Source organism: Halomonas getboli (assembly GCF_023094245.1).
GTDB classification, from domain to species: domain Bacteria; phylum Pseudomonadota; class Gammaproteobacteria; order Pseudomonadales; family Halomonadaceae; genus Halomonas; species Halomonas getboli.
Genome location: NZ_JALMEW010000001.1, coordinates 67,039 through 85,501, shown reverse-complemented (window position 1 = coordinate 85,501; position 18,463 = coordinate 67,039). Strand labels below are relative to the sequence as shown.

Annotated in this window: 19 protein-coding genes and 1 tRNA gene; 8 read left to right on the top strand and 12 right to left on the bottom strand. The window is 66.9% G+C overall.

What is annotated here, in order from left to right; genetic code table 11:
- Positions 1-12: 12 nt before the first annotated feature.
- The 8 genes from MYL53_RS00450 to MYL53_RS00415 all read right to left on the bottom strand — a co-directional run bounded on the left by MYL53_RS00450 (position 13) and on the right by MYL53_RS00415 (position 6,771).
- Positions 13-1,020, bottom strand: a complete 1,008-nt coding sequence (locus tag MYL53_RS00450; RefSeq protein ID WP_247851398.1) for a zinc-dependent alcohol dehydrogenase family protein — start codon at positions 1,018-1,020, stop codon at positions 13-15.
- A gap of 70 nt (positions 1,021-1,090) precedes the next feature.
- A complete protein-coding gene (locus MYL53_RS00445; RefSeq protein ID WP_247852347.1) occupies positions 1,091-1,882 on the bottom strand; it encodes a DUF2797 domain-containing protein in 792 nt (263 codons plus the stop codon).
- A gap of 31 nt (positions 1,883-1,913) precedes the next feature.
- Positions 1,914-2,198: a YeaC family protein gene (locus MYL53_RS00440; protein WP_247851397.1), complete on the bottom strand. Its 285-nt coding sequence runs from the start codon at positions 2,196-2,198 to the stop codon at positions 1,914-1,916.
- A 33-nt stretch (positions 2,199-2,231) separates the two neighbouring features.
- Positions 2,232-3,089, bottom strand: coding sequence for a rhomboid family intramembrane serine protease (locus MYL53_RS00435; protein WP_247851396.1), 858 nt, complete (start codon positions 3,087-3,089; stop codon positions 2,232-2,234).
- Between the two features lie 194 nt (positions 3,090-3,283).
- Positions 3,284-4,270, bottom strand: a complete 987-nt coding sequence (locus tag MYL53_RS00430) for a metallophosphoesterase (RefSeq protein ID WP_247852345.1) — start codon at positions 4,268-4,270, stop codon at positions 3,284-3,286.
- 16 nt (positions 4,271-4,286) lie between these two features.
- Positions 4,287-5,198, bottom strand: coding sequence for an NAD(+) kinase (locus tag MYL53_RS00425; RefSeq protein WP_247851395.1), 912 nt, complete (start codon positions 5,196-5,198; stop codon positions 4,287-4,289).
- A 64-nt stretch (positions 5,199-5,262) separates the two neighbouring features.
- On the bottom strand, positions 5,263-6,132 hold the full coding sequence (locus MYL53_RS00420) for a carboxylate/amino acid/amine transporter (RefSeq protein WP_247851394.1): 870 nt from the start codon (positions 6,130-6,132) through the stop codon (positions 5,263-5,265).
- Between the two features lie 66 nt (positions 6,133-6,198).
- Positions 6,199-6,771: a YqaE/Pmp3 family membrane protein gene (locus MYL53_RS00415; protein WP_247851393.1), complete on the bottom strand. Its 573-nt coding sequence runs from the start codon at positions 6,769-6,771 to the stop codon at positions 6,199-6,201.
- Between the two features lie 244 nt (positions 6,772-7,015).
- On the opposite strand from MYL53_RS00415, the gene MYL53_RS00410 reads away from it, so the two are divergent.
- Positions 7,016-7,423, top strand: coding sequence for a CBS domain-containing protein (locus tag MYL53_RS00410; RefSeq protein ID WP_247851392.1), 408 nt, complete (start codon positions 7,016-7,018; stop codon positions 7,421-7,423).
- 356 nt (positions 7,424-7,779) lie between these two features.
- On the opposite strand, the gene MYL53_RS00405 is transcribed toward MYL53_RS00410, so the two are convergent.
- The 3 genes from MYL53_RS00405 to MYL53_RS00395 all read right to left on the bottom strand — a co-directional run bounded on the left by MYL53_RS00405 (position 7,780) and on the right by MYL53_RS00395 (position 9,750).
- Positions 7,780-7,853, bottom strand: a tRNA-Gly gene (locus MYL53_RS00405).
- 63 nt (positions 7,854-7,916) lie between these two features.
- Positions 7,917-8,645, bottom strand: coding sequence for a fumarate/nitrate reduction transcriptional regulator Fnr (fnr, locus tag MYL53_RS00400; RefSeq protein ID WP_247851391.1), 729 nt, complete (start codon positions 8,643-8,645; stop codon positions 7,917-7,919).
- Positions 8,646-8,901: 256 nt separating this feature from the next.
- Entirely contained in the window at positions 8,902-9,750 is an 849-nt protein-coding gene (locus MYL53_RS00395) for a Crp/Fnr family transcriptional regulator (RefSeq protein WP_247851390.1), read from the bottom strand.
- Between the two features lie 283 nt (positions 9,751-10,033).
- Between MYL53_RS00395 and MYL53_RS00390 the strand changes: the two genes are divergently transcribed.
- From MYL53_RS00390 to putP, 5 genes are all read left to right on the top strand, one after another.
- Complete coding sequence (locus MYL53_RS00390; RefSeq protein ID WP_247852344.1) at positions 10,034-10,411, top strand: hypothetical protein; 378 nt, start codon at positions 10,034-10,036, stop codon at positions 10,409-10,411.
- A 63-nt stretch (positions 10,412-10,474) separates the two neighbouring features.
- The gene (locus MYL53_RS00385; RefSeq protein ID WP_247851389.1) at positions 10,475-11,275 is read left to right on the top strand and encodes an AraC family transcriptional regulator; all 801 of its coding nucleotides are present in this window, start codon (positions 10,475-10,477) and stop codon (positions 11,273-11,275) included.
- A 186-nt stretch (positions 11,276-11,461) separates the two neighbouring features.
- On the top strand, positions 11,462-14,653 hold the full coding sequence (putA, locus tag MYL53_RS00380; protein ID WP_247851388.1) for a bifunctional proline dehydrogenase/L-glutamate gamma-semialdehyde dehydrogenase PutA: 3,192 nt from the start codon (positions 11,462-11,464) through the stop codon (positions 14,651-14,653).
- A gap of 42 nt (positions 14,654-14,695) precedes the next feature.
- Positions 14,696-14,818: a hypothetical protein gene (locus tag MYL53_RS17230; protein ID WP_282103350.1), complete on the top strand. Its 123-nt coding sequence runs from the start codon at positions 14,696-14,698 to the stop codon at positions 14,816-14,818.
- Positions 14,819-14,833: 15 nt separating this feature from the next.
- On the top strand, positions 14,834-16,327 hold the full coding sequence (putP, locus tag MYL53_RS00375) for a sodium/proline symporter PutP (RefSeq protein ID WP_247851387.1): 1,494 nt from the start codon (positions 14,834-14,836) through the stop codon (positions 16,325-16,327).
- A gap of 77 nt (positions 16,328-16,404) precedes the next feature.
- On the opposite strand, the gene MYL53_RS00370 is transcribed toward putP, so the two are convergent.
- The gene (locus MYL53_RS00370; RefSeq protein ID WP_247851386.1) at positions 16,405-16,710 is read right to left on the bottom strand and encodes a hypothetical protein; all 306 of its coding nucleotides are present in this window, start codon (positions 16,708-16,710) and stop codon (positions 16,405-16,407) included.
- A 293-nt stretch (positions 16,711-17,003) separates the two neighbouring features.
- Here MYL53_RS00370 and MYL53_RS00365 point away from each other — a divergent pair, with 293 nt between their 5' ends.
- Together MYL53_RS00365 and MYL53_RS00360 are read left to right on the top strand one after the other, a co-directional pair.
- Positions 17,004-17,612, top strand: a complete 609-nt coding sequence (locus tag MYL53_RS00365) for an OmpW/AlkL family protein (RefSeq protein WP_247851385.1) — start codon at positions 17,004-17,006, stop codon at positions 17,610-17,612.
- A gap of 165 nt (positions 17,613-17,777) precedes the next feature.
- Positions 17,778-18,404 (top strand): OmpW/AlkL family protein, encoded by a 627-nt coding sequence (locus tag MYL53_RS00360; protein WP_247851384.1) that lies wholly within the window; start codon positions 17,778-17,780, stop codon positions 18,402-18,404.
- The last annotated feature ends 59 nt before the right edge of the window (positions 18,405-18,463 follow it).

The window sequence follows — 18,463 nt, the reverse complement described above, 5'->3', positions numbered from 1 at the left end:
GGCTTTTGTGCGTCAGGGCACCAGCACCGCGGCGCCGGACAGGCGCCCGGCGCGCAGGTCGTCGAGGGCGCGATTGGCATCTTCCAGCGGATAGGCGACGGTCTCGGTGCGGATCGGCACCTTCGGCGCCAGCGCGAGGAACTCGTCGCCGTCGCGACGGGTGAGATTGGCCACCGACCTGACGCTGCGCTCTTGCCACAGCAGCCGGTAGGGAAAGGACGGGATGTCGCTCATGTGAATGCCGCCGGAGACCACGGTGCCGCCGGGGCGCACGTGGGACAGCGCGATCGGCACCAGCTCGCCCACCGGGGCGAACAGCAGGGCGGCGTCCAGCGGCTCGGGCGGGGCCTCGTCGCTGCCGCCTGCCCAGACGGCGCCGAGACGCCGGGCGAAGGCCTGGGCCTCGCGGTCGCCGGGGCGGGTGAAGGCATAGAGGATCTGGCCGCGAGAGAGTGCCAGCTGGGCCAGGATATGCGCCGCGGCGCCGAAGCCGTAGAGGCCCAGCCGCCGGGGTGCGTCGCCGCCGGCCAGCCGCCAGGTGCGATAGCCGATCAGCCCCGCACACAGCAGCGGGGCGGCGGCCTGAGCATCATCGTCGTCGAGCGAGAAGCAGTAGCGGGCATCGGCAACGCAGTACTCGGCGTAGCCGCCGTCACGGGTGTAGCCGGTGAACTCGGCGCGCTCGCAGAGGTTCTCGCGCCCGGCCCGGCAGGACTCGCACTTGCCGCAGGTCCAGCCCAGCCAGGGCACGCCGACCCGCTGGCCTCTCTCAAACCCTGTCTCAAGCCCGGCGACACCCTCCCCTAGCGCATCGACCACGCCGACGATCTCATGGCCGGGAATCAGCGGCAGCCTGGGATGCTCCAGCTCGCCGTCGACCACGTGCAGGTCGGTGCGGCACACCCCGCAGGCCAGCACCCGGACCCGGACCTCGCCAGGGCCGGGCTCGGGAATCGGCACGCGCTCGAGGCGCAGCGGCTGGTGGGCTGCGTGCAGGCGCATGGCGCGCATCTCGCTCATGGGAGGCTCCTCGTGCGGATCACCTCCCGAGCATAGCGCAGCCACACATCTCACTCGGGCCTGGCGGTGCCTAGGCCTCGACGGTGACCTCGTAGCCCGTAAACTTGCGCAGGTTGATCACGCCGCTGTCGAGGATCAGGTACTGGCCCTTGATGCCGAGCAGGGTGCCGGCGACCTCGGGCTGCTTGTCGAAGTTGTGCGAGACCACTTTGGTGGGATGCTCCAGCACCGGATATTCGAAGGCCCAGGGTGCGGCGTCGAGCTCGCGGATGGCGTCATGGCCGAAGCGCTCGCGCAATTCGAGCAGCCCCGGCGCGAGGCGCTCGAGCAGGCGGTCGCGCTCGCCGGGCAGGTCGAGCTCCATGGTGTCGCCCTTGAGCATGGCGCGCCAGTTGGTGCGATCCGAGACCTCGTCCTTGAACAGCACCTCGACGAAGCCGGACTGCTGGCGGGAGTCGACCTCGAGAATCGGCAGCGCCTGGACGGCGCCCTGGTCGAGCCAGCGGGTCGGCACCTGGGTGTCGCGGGTGATGCCGACCTTGAGCCCGGAGGCGTTGGCCAGGTAGACCACGTGAGGCCGGAAGCAGTGGCTCTCGCCCCATTCGGGCTCGCGGCAGGTGCCCTGGAAGTAGTGGCACTGCTCGGGCTTCATGATGCAGCTGTCGCAGCTCGCCAGCTTCTTGAAGCAGGGGTAGCAGTGGCCCTGGCCGAAGCTCTTCTTCGTCGCCCGCCCGCAGTGGGTGCAGGCGATGGCGCCGGTCCAGGTCAGCCGCAGCGGCTGGCCGAGCCGGGCATTGAGGTCGAGGCGCTCGTCGCCGGCGCGCAGCGTGTAGCGCGCCGGGGAACCCGGCTCCACGGCCATCTTGGTCAGGCAGCCCGTCAGAGCAACGGCATCAGCCACGGCCGACGTCCCGACCGAGGCCGGCCTGCTGCGGGGAGACCCCGGCACCGCTGCTGTCGGCGCCGCAGGTGCGGCGTTCCAGATAGCCGACGCGCTCCTCGGCGGGCACGTTGTTCTCGGCCTCGTAGCGCATCACCGCCTCGAGACACAGCTCGGTCTGCTCGGCGGTCAGAAAGCGGCCGTCCGGCCACTTGCGCAGGGCCACCGCCTGCTTGAGGCTCTCGTAGATGGCCGGCGTCATCTGCTGGATCATGCGCTCGAAGGTCATATCGCTCATGGCAGGCTTCTCTGGAGGAAACGTAACGGGAGATCAGCGCCGGGCACGGCGCGCCCGAGAATGATACCAGCCAAACAATAGTCCCACGACCAGCCCGCCCAGGTGCGCCTCGTTGGCCACGTTGCCGAAGCCAAACAGGTCGGCCACGTCGGTCATGGTGAAGACCATCCAGCCGAGCATGAACACCACCAGCATCTGGGGCACGAAGAAGCCGTCGTCCGGGCGCCGCCGCGCCATCAGCCAGACGTAGCCGAGCAGCGCGAAGTCGACGCCCGACATGCCGCCGAACAGCACCGTGCCGGTAGCGTACTGGGCCAGGTTGCCGCCGATGCCGGCGGCCAGCAGCAGCGTCAGCATGCGCCCGCGGCCGTGGAGCGACTCGACCTGACGGCCAAAAACCCACAGCCACAGCATGTTGAAGATCAGATGCATCCAGCCGAAGTGCAGGAAGGCAGGCGACAGCAGCCGCCACACCTGCCCGGAGGCCAGCATCTCACCTAGGCTGCCGAAGGCCAGCTGGCCGCCGGCCACACCCACCGGCACGATGGTCATGGCAGCGATCACACGGTCCCCGAGCACGCTCATCACCGCAAACACCGCCAGGCACAGCCCCATCGCGACCGCGGTCACCGGCACCTGACGCAACGACGCCAGCCAGTCCGGCGTCTCGCCCCGCGGGCGAAGCACCTTCCCCCCCTCCGGCATCAGCGACTCGCCGCGCTGCCAGCGCAGCACCAGGCGCTGCATGGTCTCCTGCTGGCGGGGATCGACCAGCCACAGCACCTGTCCCTCCGCTTCGTCGGTGTAGCGATGGCCGATGCGATGTGCCCAGAGGGCCTGACGCAACTCGCGGGTGTCGGTGTCGCGGGGCAGCAGCATCACCCGATACATGGTCTCTCCTCTGGCGGGCGCATCACGGGGCGAACTGGGCGGGTCGGGGCGGGTACCCACCGGGCGCCCAATAAAAAGTCCGGCGGAGGGGGCCGCCGGACAAGAGCAAGGGATCGTTCAAGGGAACACTTACTCTGATGGCCCGCAGGGCGACAAGTTCGCAACGTTGCGCGGTGATTAGGTAACGTTTTGTATCAGTCGAAATCGATTTCCCAGGGCTGCGGCCGGGCCTGCTCTTCCCGGGGTACGCGAATCCACACGAAATTATCGGCGTCGAGGCGCGCCTCGCCGCTCCAGCGATAGGCCACCAGGCGGCCGAACTTCACCGCGCTGTAGTCCAGGCAGGCGATGTTGGGCGCCGGCAGCGCCGGAATGCCCTCACACCAGTAGTGGCCGATGAACAGCGGCGGCTCGTCGGGGCCGTAGTGGGTCAGGCGCGCGGCCTCGGCCGCGCTCAGCGGGCGCAGCTCCAGGTCGCCCGGCAGGTTGTCGGGCTGGAACACCACGTCGCCCCAGGTACGGGGTCGATGCGCCCAGAAATGGGCGCGAAAGCTGCGCCGGGTGAAGCCGTCGCCGGACTGGATCTGCACGCCCTCGGGCAACGTGATATGGCTGCCGCGGGTGAGCCGGTCGAGAATCTCGAACTCGCGCGTGCCGTGGCGCACGGCGGCGGTCAGGAAATCGAGGTCGATGCGGCCGTCCGGGCGCGAGACACAAAGCTCGTCGATCCGCGGCTGATCCCAGCAGGCATGCACCACCCGCAGGCCGTCGAGCTCCAGGAACAGCGGGATGTCGAGGAACCAGGCCAGCGTCTCGTCCCACTCCTGGGGATGATCGCGGTACTGCTCGAGGGTCTCGCGGACGATGCGGTTGTGGCGCGGAGTGTGCTCGCGCAGCCATTCGCGGCCCAGCTCGGCGGGGGCACGATGGTGATAGGCCAGGGCGTTGATCTCGTGATTGCCCATCACGATCAGCGCCTCGCCCTCCTCCACCATGCGCCGGGCGATGGTCACGGCCAGGCGGATGCGCGGGCCGCGGTCGATCAGGTCACCGAGGAAGATCACCTTGCGCCGCGGATGGCGATAGACGCCGCCACGCTGGTGGTAGCCGAGGCGTTCAAGCAGGGCCGCCAGCGTGGCGCCGCAGCCGTGCACGTCGCCGATCAGGTCGTAGCCTTCCAGGGGCGCTCTGCTCACCTCAGTCTCCCAGGCGGTTGCTCCAGCCCAGCTTGCTGCGCAGGACCTCGTAGAAATTGTGCCCCATCGGGTGAACGAGCTGCACCCGCTGCGGCTTGCGGCGGATCACGAGCACGTCGTCGGGCTTGGCCACGGCGCGGGTCTGGCCGTCACAGCTGATATGCGGGTAGGTCTGGTTGGTCTCGCCGATGTGGATGCGGATCTCGCTGGCCGCGTCGACGGCGATCGGCCGGCTCGACAGCGTGTGCGGGAACATCGGCACCAGGGTCACGACCTCCAGCCGAGGATGCATGATCGGCCCGCCGCCGGACAGCGCATAGGCCGTGGAGCCGGTGGGCGTGGCGATGATCAGGCCGTCGCTGCGCTGGCTGTGCACGAACTGGTCGTCGATGAACAGCTCGAACTCGATCATGCGCACCGCCTTGCCGGGGTGCAGCACCACCTCGTTCAGGGCGTCGCCGTCGCCGACCAGCACGCCGTCGCGATAGAGCTCGGCGTCGAGCAGGAAGCGCTCCTCTAGCTCGTACTGGCCGGCCAGCACCTCGCCCACGCGCTCCTCGAGCTCGTCGGGGGAAATGTCGGTGAGAAAGCCCAGCCGGCCGCGGTTGACGCCCAGCACCAGGGTGCCGCTGTGGCACAGGGTGCGGGCGGCACCAAGCAGGCTGCCATCACCGCCGACCACGATCACCAGATCGCACAGTTCGCCCAGCCGACGGCGGCTGGCCTCGGGATGGCCGTGGCCGAGCAGCACGGTGGCGGTGCGATCCTCGAGGATGACGTGATAGCCGGCGTCGTCGAGGAAGCGGCTCAGCCGCTTGAGGGTCTCGACCACCTTGGCGCTGCCCAGGCGGCCGATCAGGCCGATGTTCTTGAAAGCCTGCTTCTTGGAGGCCTGATGATTAGAGGCGTGCATGAGCGGGTCCTTCGCGTCGCGACGGCTCATTATGGCGACTGGCTGGCGGCCGGGCAAACCGCCCTCAGGCGCTGCGCGGGGCGCGACGGCGCTGCCACCACTCGTTGATCAGCAGCGAAGCCAGGATGATGGCCCCGCCCAGCGCCAGGCGCGGCAGGTCGGCGCCGTGATTCCAGATCAGCAGGTTGACCAGCAGGCCCGCGGGCACCAGGGCGTTGTTCATGACCGCCAGCGCGCCGGCATCGACCCGGGTCGCGCCGATGTTCCACAGGAAGTAGCCCACGCCCGAGGCCACCAGCCCCAGCCAGGCCAGCACGCCCCACTGCAGCGGCGTGGCGGGCAGCGCCGAGGCATCGCCCCAGAGCAGGAACGCCGGCAGCGCCACGACCGCAGCCCCCAGGTAGAACCACCCGAACACCGACAGCCGCGGCAGATCGTCGGGCAGCCCGGCCGAGAGCCGGCGATAGCCGACCTGACCCAGGGCGAAGCACAGGTTCGCCCCCTGCACCACTAGGAAGCCCAGCCAGTAGCCGCCGTCCAGGCCACGATAGCGAATCACCGCCGCGCCCAGCACCGCCAGGGCGGCCGTCAGCAGGTGAAACGGCGAGAAACGCTTGAACATCAGATCGTCGAGCACGGTGATATAGAGCGGCGTGAGCACCGTGAACAGCAGCACCTCGGGCACCGAGAGCAGCAGGAAGGACTGATAGAAGAAGATGTACATCATGCCGAGCTGCACGGCGCCCAGACCCATCAGGGTCAGCCGCTGGCGTCCGCGCAGCAGGCGCGGACGCAGCAAGGGCAGGAACAGCAGGGCCGCCAGCACGATGCGGGTCATCACCGAGAAGTAGCTGTCGACCTGGCCAGCCAGATAGACGCCGATCAGCGAAAAAGAAAAGGCCCAGAGGACGGTGATGCCGACGAGATAGCCCAAGGTTCCACTCCATTTGGAAAAGCGAGGCGCCGGGGATTATACCGGCGGCATCCGGCCTGCCAACCGTCAGCCGCGAGCGCGAAGCAGCGTATGCAGCACGTAGGCCATGCCGGGCAGCCAGCCGAGCAGCGTCAGCCCCACGGCGATCCACACGCGACGGGAACCACCGCCGGCAAGCCCCATGGCCAGCGGCGGCAGCAGTAACGCCAACGCCAGCAGGGCGCCGAAGGGCTCGGGCCGACCCGGTGCCGGCTCGGATGCCGACGAAGACGTCGATGTCGACGGAGAAGAGGACGCCGGCTCGGCGGTCGACCGCGCAGGTTCGGTCGATGCCGAGGGCACCGACTCGGGCGTCCATTCGCCGACCGCGGAGGCCGCAGGCCGTGCCGACGTCGATTCGTGTTCCAGGGCCTGGCGATGGGCCTCGTGATCGATCTTCTGCGTCAGGCCGTCGGCCCCCTCGGCGAGCTCGTCGTGGTAGCGCTCCCAGTCCTCCCAGTCGTGAGGCGTCCCCGCCCGGGGACGATGATCACCGGACTCCCGGGCACGCTCCCAGGCCTTCTCTTCCAGGGTATTGGGGCGCTCGCGGTCACGCTCGCCGTCCAGCCCCTTGCGGGCCAGGTATTCTCGGGCATCCATGGTGGATCTCCATCGCTCGACAGTGGCGGCATTGTGCCTCATTGGAGCAGCGTCTCAAGGGGCGGGTTCCTGTTGCACCGGCAACCGTTGGTGGCCGCCGACATGCAGCGCATCGGGAGTTGGCTATGATGAACGCGAGACAAGCCGTGCTCTATCCGGGTCCGATGGGCATCGGCGGAGCACGGTAGGCGCGTCCGGGCCGAGGCCCCCGGCGAGAGGTTTCACCGGCACGAGGAGAACCGCCATGCCCAGCAAGGCTCCCACCATCGTACGCGAGATCATGTCGCGAGACTGCTATCGGGTCACCGGCAAGACGTCCGCTACCACCCTGGCCCAGGGCCTGGCCCTGCACCGGCTGCCCGGGGCACCGGTGGTCGACGAGCGCGACCACCTGATCGGCTTCATTTCCGAGCAGGACGTGCTCGGCAAGCTGCTGGAAAGCGCCTACCTCGACGACGAACCGCCGCTGGTCAGCGAGCTGATGCGCAATGAAGTGCTCTCCGTGGCCCCGTCCAAGAGCATCACCGACCTGGCCCAGGAGATGCTGGGCGCCAAGCCCAAGATCTACCCGGTCACCGAGCAGGGACGCCTGGTGGGCATCGTGACCCGGCGCGACGTACTCAACGCCATCCTGCGCATGCGCCACGCCTGACGTCCCGACGGGCCTTCCCTCACCTTATGACACCCGGCGCCGCCGGGTGTCGGCATTTGGCGCATATAAAAAAACCGCCTCATCGAGGATGAGGCGGTCAAGGATCGAATCGCAAGCCAGAGCGACAGTGCTAGCGACTGCCATCGCCGCTGTCGTCTGCACCTGTTATGACAGTCTTGGCAGGAAAAGTTCAGACCGCGCCATAAAAATTCCACGCTACCTATCCGGTGCGCCACTTGCCCCACATGGCAAGCCCTGCAGGTAAGGCTACGATCATGGCGATGTCACAAAACGGGATCGAGAGACGCTGGCGCGACAGAGTCGACTCGGTATTCGAACAATGCAGGGAGGGAAGCTGGAGCGGGTGAAGGGAATCGAACCCTCGTCTTAAGCTTGGGAAGCTTCTGCTCTACCATTGAGCTACACCCGCAGGGCAGTTTCGCCAGTATATCCAGCAGCTTAAGGATTACAACCCCGACCCTCCCCGCATCCCTCAGCCCTCGTCCTCCTCGCTGACCTCGACCAGTGCAGGCAGATCGAGGATATGAATCTCACGCCCAGAGACGCGAATCAGCCCCTGCTGCTGGAAGCGGGTCAGCACGCGACTGATGGTCTCTACCGCCAGGCCGAGATAGTTGCCGATATCCGCTCGGGTCATCGACAGCCGGAAGCTGTACGGCGAGTAGCCCCGGCGTCGGAAACGGTCGGAGAAGTTGACGAAGAAGGTGGCGAGGCGCTGGTCGGCGTTCTTGTGCGACAGCAGGCGAATCATTCGCAGATCCTCGCGCATCTCCTTGCTCATGCTGCGATAGAGCTGATTCCGCAGCATCGGCATGCGCTCCGAGAGCGCATCGAGACTGTCGAAGGGGATTTCGCAGACGGTCGACGTCTCCAGGGCCACCACCTGCCCGGGGTAGACGCCCTCATCGAGGCCGTCGAGCCCGATCAATTCGCTGGGCAGGTAGAAATGGGTCAGCTGGTCGTCGCCCCCCTCGGTGGTGACCTGCTTGAGACTTCCCGAGCGCACCGCATAGACTCCCACGAAGGGGCTGCCCTGACGCAGCAGCGGCTCGCCCTTCTTGAGCGGCGCACGCCGCCGAATGATCGTCTCGAAGCTCGCCATGTCATCCAGCTCGAGCGCCACCGGCAGGCAGCGCGTGCGATGAGAACAGCCCTGGCAGCGGCTGTCCTGCTGGGGCGCACACAGAGGATGAGGCCTCATGAGATTCCTCCCCCGCATCCCGGCCCCATGACGACGCGGGTCGCGTAGCGCCCCCATCGTCCGGCTGGCAAGCGGCCAAGCCGGTCACGCGCTCGAGCGCGCAGTATGACTGCTGACATGCTGATTCCCCCCTGCCTTCCGCCTGTCGTTGTATATGACGCCCCAGCGTTGTGCGAGGTCCGGGGACGGTGCCGGGCCCGCTGCTGTCAGCTCGTCAACGCTACCCTCGACGAGAAAGATGCCTCCATAACATTGGTTAAGAATGCTGTACGATCCGGTCCGACAATGGCGGCCTCGCGGCCTGCGCCGAGGCGCGCTTCAGCATCGCCAGCCGCTCCGCGAGGCCATCCATGCGGTCATCCAGGTAGCCGCCATCGAAGTCCGCTTCCTTGCGCAGCCGGCGCGTGTCGCGGATGACGACATGATCGCGATGCTTCTTCAGCACGCCGTCTCGCTCGAGGGCCATCAGGGTGCGATTGATGTGCACCGACGACTGGCCGAGGATCTGCCCCAGCAGCTGCTGGGAGAGGGGAAACGGAATGCACTCCGGCACGACGCGACTCACCTTGCCGAGGCGCATCAGCGTCTCGAGGACGAGATGGCAGATCTGGCTCCGTGCGGGACGATGCAGCCTGACCATCATGCGCTCGGCGAGCAGCGCCTCCTGACGGCTGGTGGCGGCGAACAGCGCAATCGCCAGCGACGTCGAGGCCCCGATCAGGTCGACGATCTCATGATGCGGGAAGCGGCATAGGGTGCCGGCCGTGATCATCCTGGCCTCGCTGATATGCCGCGGGAAAGTGAGCTCCCGCAGGCCGACGATATCCCCCGGCAGCAGTAGCTCGATGATCTGCCGCTCGCCGTCGCAGGTATCGCGGAAGGTACACGCCCAGCCATCCTGAAGCACGAACAGGTCCTCGACCCGGTCGCCGGATGCCCACAGCCATTCCCCCTTGGCGGCCGCGGCGGCACGATGCTCGAGCCGCGCCAGCAGGCGCTGCTCCTCGTCGTCCAGATCGAGATAGCGGCCCATCGAGGCCGGCAGGCGATTGACGCTACCCATGTCGACGGCATCGGCCATCCCGGCGCTTGCATGCAGCAGCACGGGATGCCCTTTTCCCCCTGGATGTCTGGTCCGTGAATGAATATCCCGCACTTGAAGCATAGACCCCGAGGTTGCCCCGGCAACAAGCCCCACCTGCCGCCCACGGTGTCAACTCGTCCCCTTTCGCCATGCCCCTGCCACGCCGCCGCCCGCTCTGGCCCACCATCGCCCGAGGCCTTACAATCCAGGCTCGTTCTCGCTGCAGGACGATGCGCCCGGGAAAGGCACGCCCTGCCCGCCTTCATTCCGTCTCGCCGTCGCGAGCCGAACCGCCGGCATGCCCATGGCCCTATTCCTGACTGTACTCGCCGTCTGCCTGCTGATCATCGGCGGCATGGTCGCCATCCTGATGACCACCCGCACGCCCCGCTACCGCACCGAGCCCGAACATCTGATCGCGCTGTTCGATCAGGCGCTGGACAGCCGGGTCAACGAACACGAGTGGAACGCCGTCGTTGGCTATCCGATTCGCCATGACGAGTACCTGGAAGGTGTGCGCCGCCGTGCCCAGCGACTGATGGACGATCACGGCCGCCACGGGCGGGTGGCGCGAGGCAAGCCGCTCCTCGACGACGAGGGCCACGCCGAGCTGACCGTGCTGCGCGACCACCTTGCCGCACGCACGGCCCTGCGCCACCGGCGTAGCGAAGGCCGGGAATGAGCCACGACGCAGAATTCGATACACTGGTCGCCTTGTCGTGAACGCCGCGCCGGAGGCCGGACGATGACCAGCGCCATCCGCCAGATCCCTCTCGATACCGCCATCCATCACCATGCTCACGATTATCATCAGATCGTGATCGGACTCGACGGCCGGGCAGACTTCGAGATCGAGGGTCTCGGCGGCTCCATCTCGGCGTTCTCGGGCTGCATCGTGCCGGCCAACCACCTGCACTACTATGCCGGCACCGGTGACAATCATCAGCTGATCCTCGACCTGCCCCAGAACGCCCTGTCGCTGACCGGCCACCACCACGAACTGGTGCGCCTGTTCGATGCGCCGCGCTTCTTCGACCTGGACGCCTCGCTGGCTCGCTATCTGGATTTCCTGCTGCAGGAGTTGCGGCTGCTGGCCAGCCAGGGATCACTCAGCGGCCTGCAGCAGGAGCGCCTGGCCGCCACCCTGCTCGGCTCGCTGCATGCCCGGCTGTCCGGCGAGGCCTCGCCGACGGGGCGCCCCCTCGATCTGGCGGCGCTCGACCGCTATATCGATCAGCATCTCGCCGGCGGTCTGCGGGTCGCCGACCTGGCGGCACAGGCCTGCCTCAGCGAGGCGCATTTCACCACCCGCTTCCGCACCCAGACCGGCCTCTCGCCCTGGCGCTACGTGATGCGTCGGCGCCTGGAGACGGCTCGGCGGATGATCCACGAGAGCCATCTGCCGCTCTCGGAGATCGCCGCGCTGACCGGCTTCACCAACCAGAGCGCCCTGTCCCGCGCCTTCCGCCGAGACTACGGCCACCCTCCCAGCCAGCTGCGCCGCGCAACGAGGCGGCATCTCGCCAGCGGCATGCCGACACCTTAGACGAAGGTCGAAAAAAGACTGTCATCCAACGGCAACATCCGCGAATTCGTCAAATCCCCCAACGGAATCGACAAGCAGAGCTCACGCAGTGGCCCTACGCTTGCAAGATACCGTGATTTCGTCGAAGCCCCTGGCGCAGAAACGAAATCGCGACCCTGTGACGACCGGCTTCCATCGGGGAACGACATGCTCAACGCCAACAACATGCTGGAGGACGCCACCTGGCGTCAGGATCTCGACACCCTCTTCGCGCGCATCAGCGAACACTACGTGATCGACGAAAACGACTACGTCGAGGAGCTGATCCAGGCGCTCGGCGCAGGCCGCCAGGACTTCGCCCGCACCGCCGAGAAGACCGCCGAGCTGGTGCGCGAGATCCGCGAGATGGACACCGCCGTCGACACCATCGACGAGCTGCTCCAGCAGTACAGCCTGGATACTCATGAAGGCCTGATGCTGATGTGCCTGGCCGAGGCCATGCTGCGCATTCCCGACAAGGCCACCGCCGACGCCCTGATCGAGGACAAGCTCGGCCCCGCCGACTGGAAGGCGCACCTGGGCAAGAGCGAGTCCTGGATGGTCAACGCCTCCACCTGGGGCCTGCTGATGACCGGCCGCGTGGTGACCCTGGACAAGCCCCAGGAAGGCCGGCCGTCCGGTTTCATCAACAAGATGGTCAACCGCATGGGCGAGCCGGTGATCCGCCGCGCCATGGTCGAGGCCATGAAGGTGATGGGTAAGCAGTTCGTGCTCGGCCGCGACATCGACGAGGCGCTGAAGCGCTCCAAGCCGCTGTTCGACAAGGGCTACACCTACTCCTACGACATGCTCGGCGAGGCCGCCCGCACCCGCCGGGACGCCCAGCGCTACTTCGATGACTACGCCCGTGCCATCGAGCGGGTCGGCAAGACCAGCCGGACCCTGTCCGACAGGACGCCCACCCCGTCGATCTCGATCAAGCTCTCGGCGCTGCATCCGCGCTATGAGTTCGGCCGCCGCGAGCAGGTGCTGCGCGAGCTGGTGACCACCGTCCGCGAACTGGCCCAGATGGCCCGAGAGCGCGACGTGGCGGTGACCATCGATGCCGAGGAGGTCGATCGCCTGGAGCTGTCGCTGGAGGTGTTCCGCGCCGTCTACGAGAGCGAGACCTGCCGCGGCTGGGGCAAGTTCGGGCTGGTGGTTCAGGCCTATTCCAAGCGTGCCCTGCCGGTGCTGCACTATCTCAACCGCCTGTCCGAACACCAGGGCGACGAGATCCCCCTGCGCCTGGTCAAGGGCGCCTACTGGGACAGCGAGATCAAGGAATCCCAGCAGCTCGGCGTGGACGGCTACCCGGTCTACACCCGCAAGTCCGCCACCGACGTGGCCTACCTGGTGTGCGCCCGCTTCCTGCTCTCCGATGCCACCCGCGGTCGCATCTTCCCGCAGTTCGCCACCCATAACGCCCACACCATCACCAGCATCCTCGAGCAGGCCAACGCCGCCGACCGAGCCTTCGAGTTCCAGCGCCTGCACGGCATGGGCGAGGCGCTCTACGACGCGGCGCTCGAGCGAGCCCCCCAGGGCACATACTGCCGCATCTACGCGCCCACCGGCGCCCACAAGGATCTGCTGCCCTATCTGGTGCGCCGGCTGCTCGAGAACGGCGCCAACTCGTCGTTCGTCCACCAGCTGGTCGATCCAAAGGTGCCGGTGGAATCGCTGTGCGTGCACCCGGCGGAGACCCTCCGCCAGTACGACAGCCTGGCCAACAACCGTATTCCCCTGCCCCGTGCCATCTACGGCCCCAACCGCCTCAACTCCCGGGGCGTTAACCTCAACATCCGCAGCCAGTATCGGCCGCTGATGGACGCCATGGCCAAGCACATGGAGACCGACTACGAGGCGCGCCCGCTGCTGGCCTTCGATGTCGCCACCGACCCGGCCATGGTCCACGAGGTCACCGCGCCCTACGACCGCAGCCGACGCGTCGGCAGCGTGCTGTGGACCAGCAAGGCGCAGGCCGAGCAGGCCCTGGACGCCGCCTGGGCCGCCTTCCCGCGCTGGGAGACGACCCCGGTGGCCGAACGCGCCGCCATCCTGCGCCGCTTCGCCGACCTGATGGAAGAGCACCTGGCCGAGCTGATGGCGCTGTGCTCCCGCGAGGGCGGCAAGCTGCTCACCGATGGCGTCGACGAGATCCGCGAGGCGGTGGACTTCTGCCGCTACTACGCCATCCGCGCCGAGGAGCTGTTCACCGAGCCGACCCGCCTGCCGGGGCCGACCGGCGAGTCCAACGAGCTGATGATGGGCGGCAAGGGCGTGTTCGCCGCGATCAGCCCGTGGAACTTCCCGGTGGCGATCTTCTGCGGTCAGGTCGTGGCCACCGCCGTGGCCGGCAACACCGTGCTGGCCAAGCCCGCCGAGCAGACCTCGATCGTCGCCCATCGCGTCATCGAGCTGCTGCATGAGGCCGGCATGCCCCGCGACGTGGTCCAGCTGCTGCCAGGCGACGGCCCCACCGTGGGCAGCGTGCTGACCAGCGACCCGCGCATCACCGGCGTGGTTTTCACCGGCGGCACCGACACCGCCCAGATCATCAACCGCGCCCTGGCCAACCGCGAGAACGCCGCACTGCCGACCCTGGTGGCCGAGACCGGCGGCATGAACGCCATGATCGTCGACTCCACCGCCCTGCCCGAGCAGGTGGTGGCCGACGTCATCCACTCGGCCTTCCAGAGCGCCGGCCAGCGCTGCTCCGCACTGCGCGTGCTATACCTCCAGGACGACGTCGCCGACCGCGTGATCGAGATCCTCGAGGGCGCCATGGCCGAGCTGCACGTGGGCGACCCGCGTGACCTGGGCACCGACGTGGGCCCGGTGATCGACGAGGACGCACGCAAGAGCCTGCAGGCGCACATCGATCGCCTCAAGGGCGAAGGCCGCCTGCTGGCCGAGACAAAGCTCGATCCGGCGCACACCGCCGAGGGCACCTTCATCGCGCCCACCGCCTTCCAGATCGATGGCATCGATGCCCTGGAGCGCGAGCAGTTCGGCCCGGTGCTGCACATCGTGCGCTACAAGTCGAAGGACCTGGATCGGGTCATCGAATCGATCAACGGTCGCGGTTACGGCCTGACCTTCGGCGTGCACAGCCGCAACGAATCCTTCGCCAATGAGATCGCGCAGAAAATGCGCGTTGGCAACGTATACGTGAATCGCAATATCATCGGAGCCGTCGTCGGGGTCCAACCCTTTGGCGGTCAGGGCCTTTCCGGCACCGGCCCCAAGGCGGGCGGCCCCCATTACCTGTTGCGGTTCGCCACGGAAAAGACAGTGACGGTCAATACCGCCGCCCTCGGCGGTAACGCCTCGCTGCTTGCGCTGGGAGACGAGTGATCCCCGCTCGTCCGTAACGACAAAAAACTGAAGGAAGTTCCCATGATCGACAACAACGCCACCATCGGCTCCACCTCAGCGTTCTCCTCGATCGCGATGCCCGCCGGCACCACGGCGGCCGGCATCGATGCCAACAATTCGTCGAAAAACGCTTCGGCTCAATAAAAGGGAGACGTCTTTATGGCTATTGGAGTTTGGATCAGTCTGTTTGCGTACTTTGCGCTCATGATCGCCATCGGCGTGTATGCGATGCGCAAGGCAACCTCCACCTCCGAGGATTACATGCTGGGGGGACGTGGGCTCAGCCCTCAGGTCGCCGCCCTCTCGGCCGGCGCCTCGGACATGAGCGGCTGGCTGCTGCTGGGCCTGCCCGGGGCCATGTTCGTTTCCGGCCTGGGCTCGGCCTGGATCGGCATCGGCCTGCTCGTGGGGGCTTTCTTCAACTGGCTGCTGGTCGCCCCTCGCCTGCGTGAACAGACGGTTCACTACGGCAACGCGATCACCATTCCGGAGTTTCTGGCCAACCGCTTCCCGACCCGGGCCATGTCGCTGCGGACGGTCTCCGCCATCGTCATCGTGGTGTTCTTCTCGGTCTATACGGCGTCGGGCCTGGTGGCCGGCGGCAAGCTGTTCGAGAGCGCCTTCGCCGGGGTGATCAACATCGGCGGCCTGAGCGACTACGCCACCGGCATCATCATCACGCTGGGCGTGGTGCTCGCCTATACCGTGGTCGGCGGCTTCCTGGCCGTGAGCATGACGGACTTCGTCCAGGGCTGCATCATGATGCTGGCGCTGGTGATCATGCCCGCGGTGGTGCTGTTCGGCGAAGGCGGCGGCGGTTTTTCCCAGGCCTCGCAGACCCTGAACGAGGTCGACCCCACGCTGCTGTCGTGGACCGACGGGCTGACCCTCATCGGCTGGCTGTCGGCGGTCACCTGGGGGCTGGGTTACTTCGGCCAGCCGCACATCATCGTGCGTTTCATGGCCATCCGCAGCCTCAAGGACGTGCCGATTGCCCGCAACATCGGCATGAGCTGGATGCTGATCTCCCTGATCGGCGCGATTTCGCTGGGCATCTTCGGCCGCGCCTATGCCGTGCGCAATGGCATGAACGTCGAGGACCCGGAAACGATCTTCATCATCCTGGCCGACCTGCTGTTCCATCCGCTGATCACCGGCTTCCTCTACGCCGCTCTGCTCGCTGCCATCATGAGCACCATTTCCAGCCAGCTGCTGGTGGCGTCTTCCTCGCTGACCGAAGACTTCTACCGCCTGTTCCTGCGCAAGGAAGCGACCGACCGGGAAACCGTGACCATCGGCCGCATCAGCGTCGTGCTGGTGGGCGTAGTGGCCGCCATCATCGCCTCCGATCCGGACTCCCAGGTGCTGGGGCTGGTCAGTAACGCCTGGGCCGGCTTCGGTGCGGCCTTCGGCCCGCTGATCATCCTGTCACTGATGTGGTCTCGCACCAACGGCGCCGGTGCCATTGCCGGCATGGTCGTGGGTGCCGCCACGGTGATGATCTGGATCTCGCTGGGCTGGAACGGCTCGTTCCTGGGCGGCCCGGGCGTCTACGAGATCATCCCGGGCTTCATCGCCGCCTTCGTCGCCATCCTGGTGGTGAGCAGCATGACCGCCGACGCCGGGGAATATCGGGCCATCTCTCGCTCATAGCGCGCGACGCTCACTCACCTCGGCAAAAAGGGCTCCTTCGGGAGCCCTTTTTCGTCTCTGGCCGCGGCTACTCCGACTCAGCCCAGCAGGCCGCGCCCCACCAGCAGCAGCGCGAACAGCGGCAGCGCCGCCCGGCTCCAGCGCGTGTGGACCAGCCGCCAGGCACCCCGCTCGCCGACCGTCATGGCCAGCGGACGGGCGAAGGCACAGCCCATCGCCCAGGCCCCCAGCAGCGCCATCGCCCCTCGCCAGGGCCAGGCCAGCTCCTGCACCAGCCCCGGGTGATAGAGCAGCCAGATGGCCAGGCCCGCCGCCGCCAGAAGCGCGTTCAAGGGCCGGTCACTCCGGCGGCGGACTTCGGAGAAGAAAGTGCTGACGCTCATGAACGATGGCTCCTGCTGGCGCCCGTGCGTTACTGCATCAGTGAAGCCGAAAACCCGCGATTCGGCGAACCATGTGCAGGAAATGTGAATCCTGTACAGCGTCTATACCTTTCAAGTCCCTGTCAGCAGGCGCTTTCATAAGAAATGGGGATATATCGCCGTGCAATTGATAGAGAAATCCTACAAGACATTTAGAAACAGTGTTTTTATACTCGTGATCACGACATGCAAGGACGCCGAAGACGCCGAATCACTCGGCGCCGGCATTCAGGAAAACCACGGGAGGCTTCCCCATGAAAATGACTCGCCTGATCACCGCTAGTGCCTTCGCCGCTGCCGGCCTCGTCGCCACCCAGTCCGCCCTCGCCTACCAGGCCGGCGACGTCTATGTGCGCGGCGGCATCGCCAAGTCCGAAGTCAACGACGACATCGGCTCCTACAACGGCGACGACATCGACGTCTCCGACGAGCGCGGCTTCACCTACGGCCTGGGCTATCTGTTCAGCGACAAGCTCGGCGTCGAGCTCAACGGCAGCCAGGACGTCGAGCACGACGTGGCCATCGGCGGCGCCGACGCCGGCTCCGTGGATCGTCGCCCGGTCAACCTGATGCTCAACTATTACCCGCTGGGCGGCACCGGCTCCCGCATCCAGCCCTACGCCGGCGCGGGTCTGAACTACACCGACTTCAACGACGAAACGGTCGCCGGTCTCGATGTGGACGACTCCTACGGGGCCGCCGCTCAGGTCGGCGTGGACTTCGCCCTGACCGATCACTTCATGGTCGGGGCCTTTGCCAACTACGCCGACGTGAGCCCGGACATCGAGATCAACGGTCAAGATGCGGGCGACGTCGATGTCGACCCGGTCACCGTCGGCGGCGGCTTCACCTACCGCTTCTGATCATTGCCTCTGGCATGATCAGCCTGACGCCGGGCCCCGCGCCCGGCGTCATTTCGTTGATTGAAGTCAATTTCACTAATTAAGCATTTTGCGCTGGATCAACATGACCGGGAGATGCGCGCCCTAGACTGGAGCCTCGTTTACCTTCACCGAGGAGCCAGCCTCATGCGCCGCCCCCGCCTCTTTCCCCTGATTTCCACCCTGCTCGCGGCCACCGGCCTCGCCGCCAGCGGCCAGGCCCTCGCCTACGGCGCCGGCGATCTCTACACCCGTGTCGGCGTGGCCAAGGTCGCACCCGAGAGCGATAACGGCGAGCTTGCCGATGGCGCCTACGATGTCGACGTGCAGGACGACAACGGCTTCGCCTTCACCCTGGGCTATCGTTTCACCGACACGCTGGGCCTGGAGCTGCTGGCGGCCCAGCCCTTCGAACACGATATTCGGCTCAACGGCGACAGCATGGCGTCCACCCAGCACCTGCCGCCGACCCTGACCCTGCAGTACTACCCATTCGGCGGCACCCAGGCGCGGGTGCAGCCCTATGCCGGCGTGGGCGTCAACTACACCCACTTCTCCGACGAGACGATCGACGCCGGCGACCTGGAGCTGGACGACTCCTGGGGCGCGGCCGCCCAGCTGGGCGTCGACCTGCTGATCGACGAGCACTGGGCGCTCAACGCCGCCGCCTGGTACCTCGACATCGACACCGACGCCGAGCTGAACGGCGCCGACATCGGCACCGTCGAGATCGACCCGGTCGTGGTAATGGGCGGCGTCAGCTTCCGCTTCTGACGGCACGGCGCATCACGCAAGAGGCCCGCCGGATGGCGGGCCTCGTCGGTGTCAGGAAA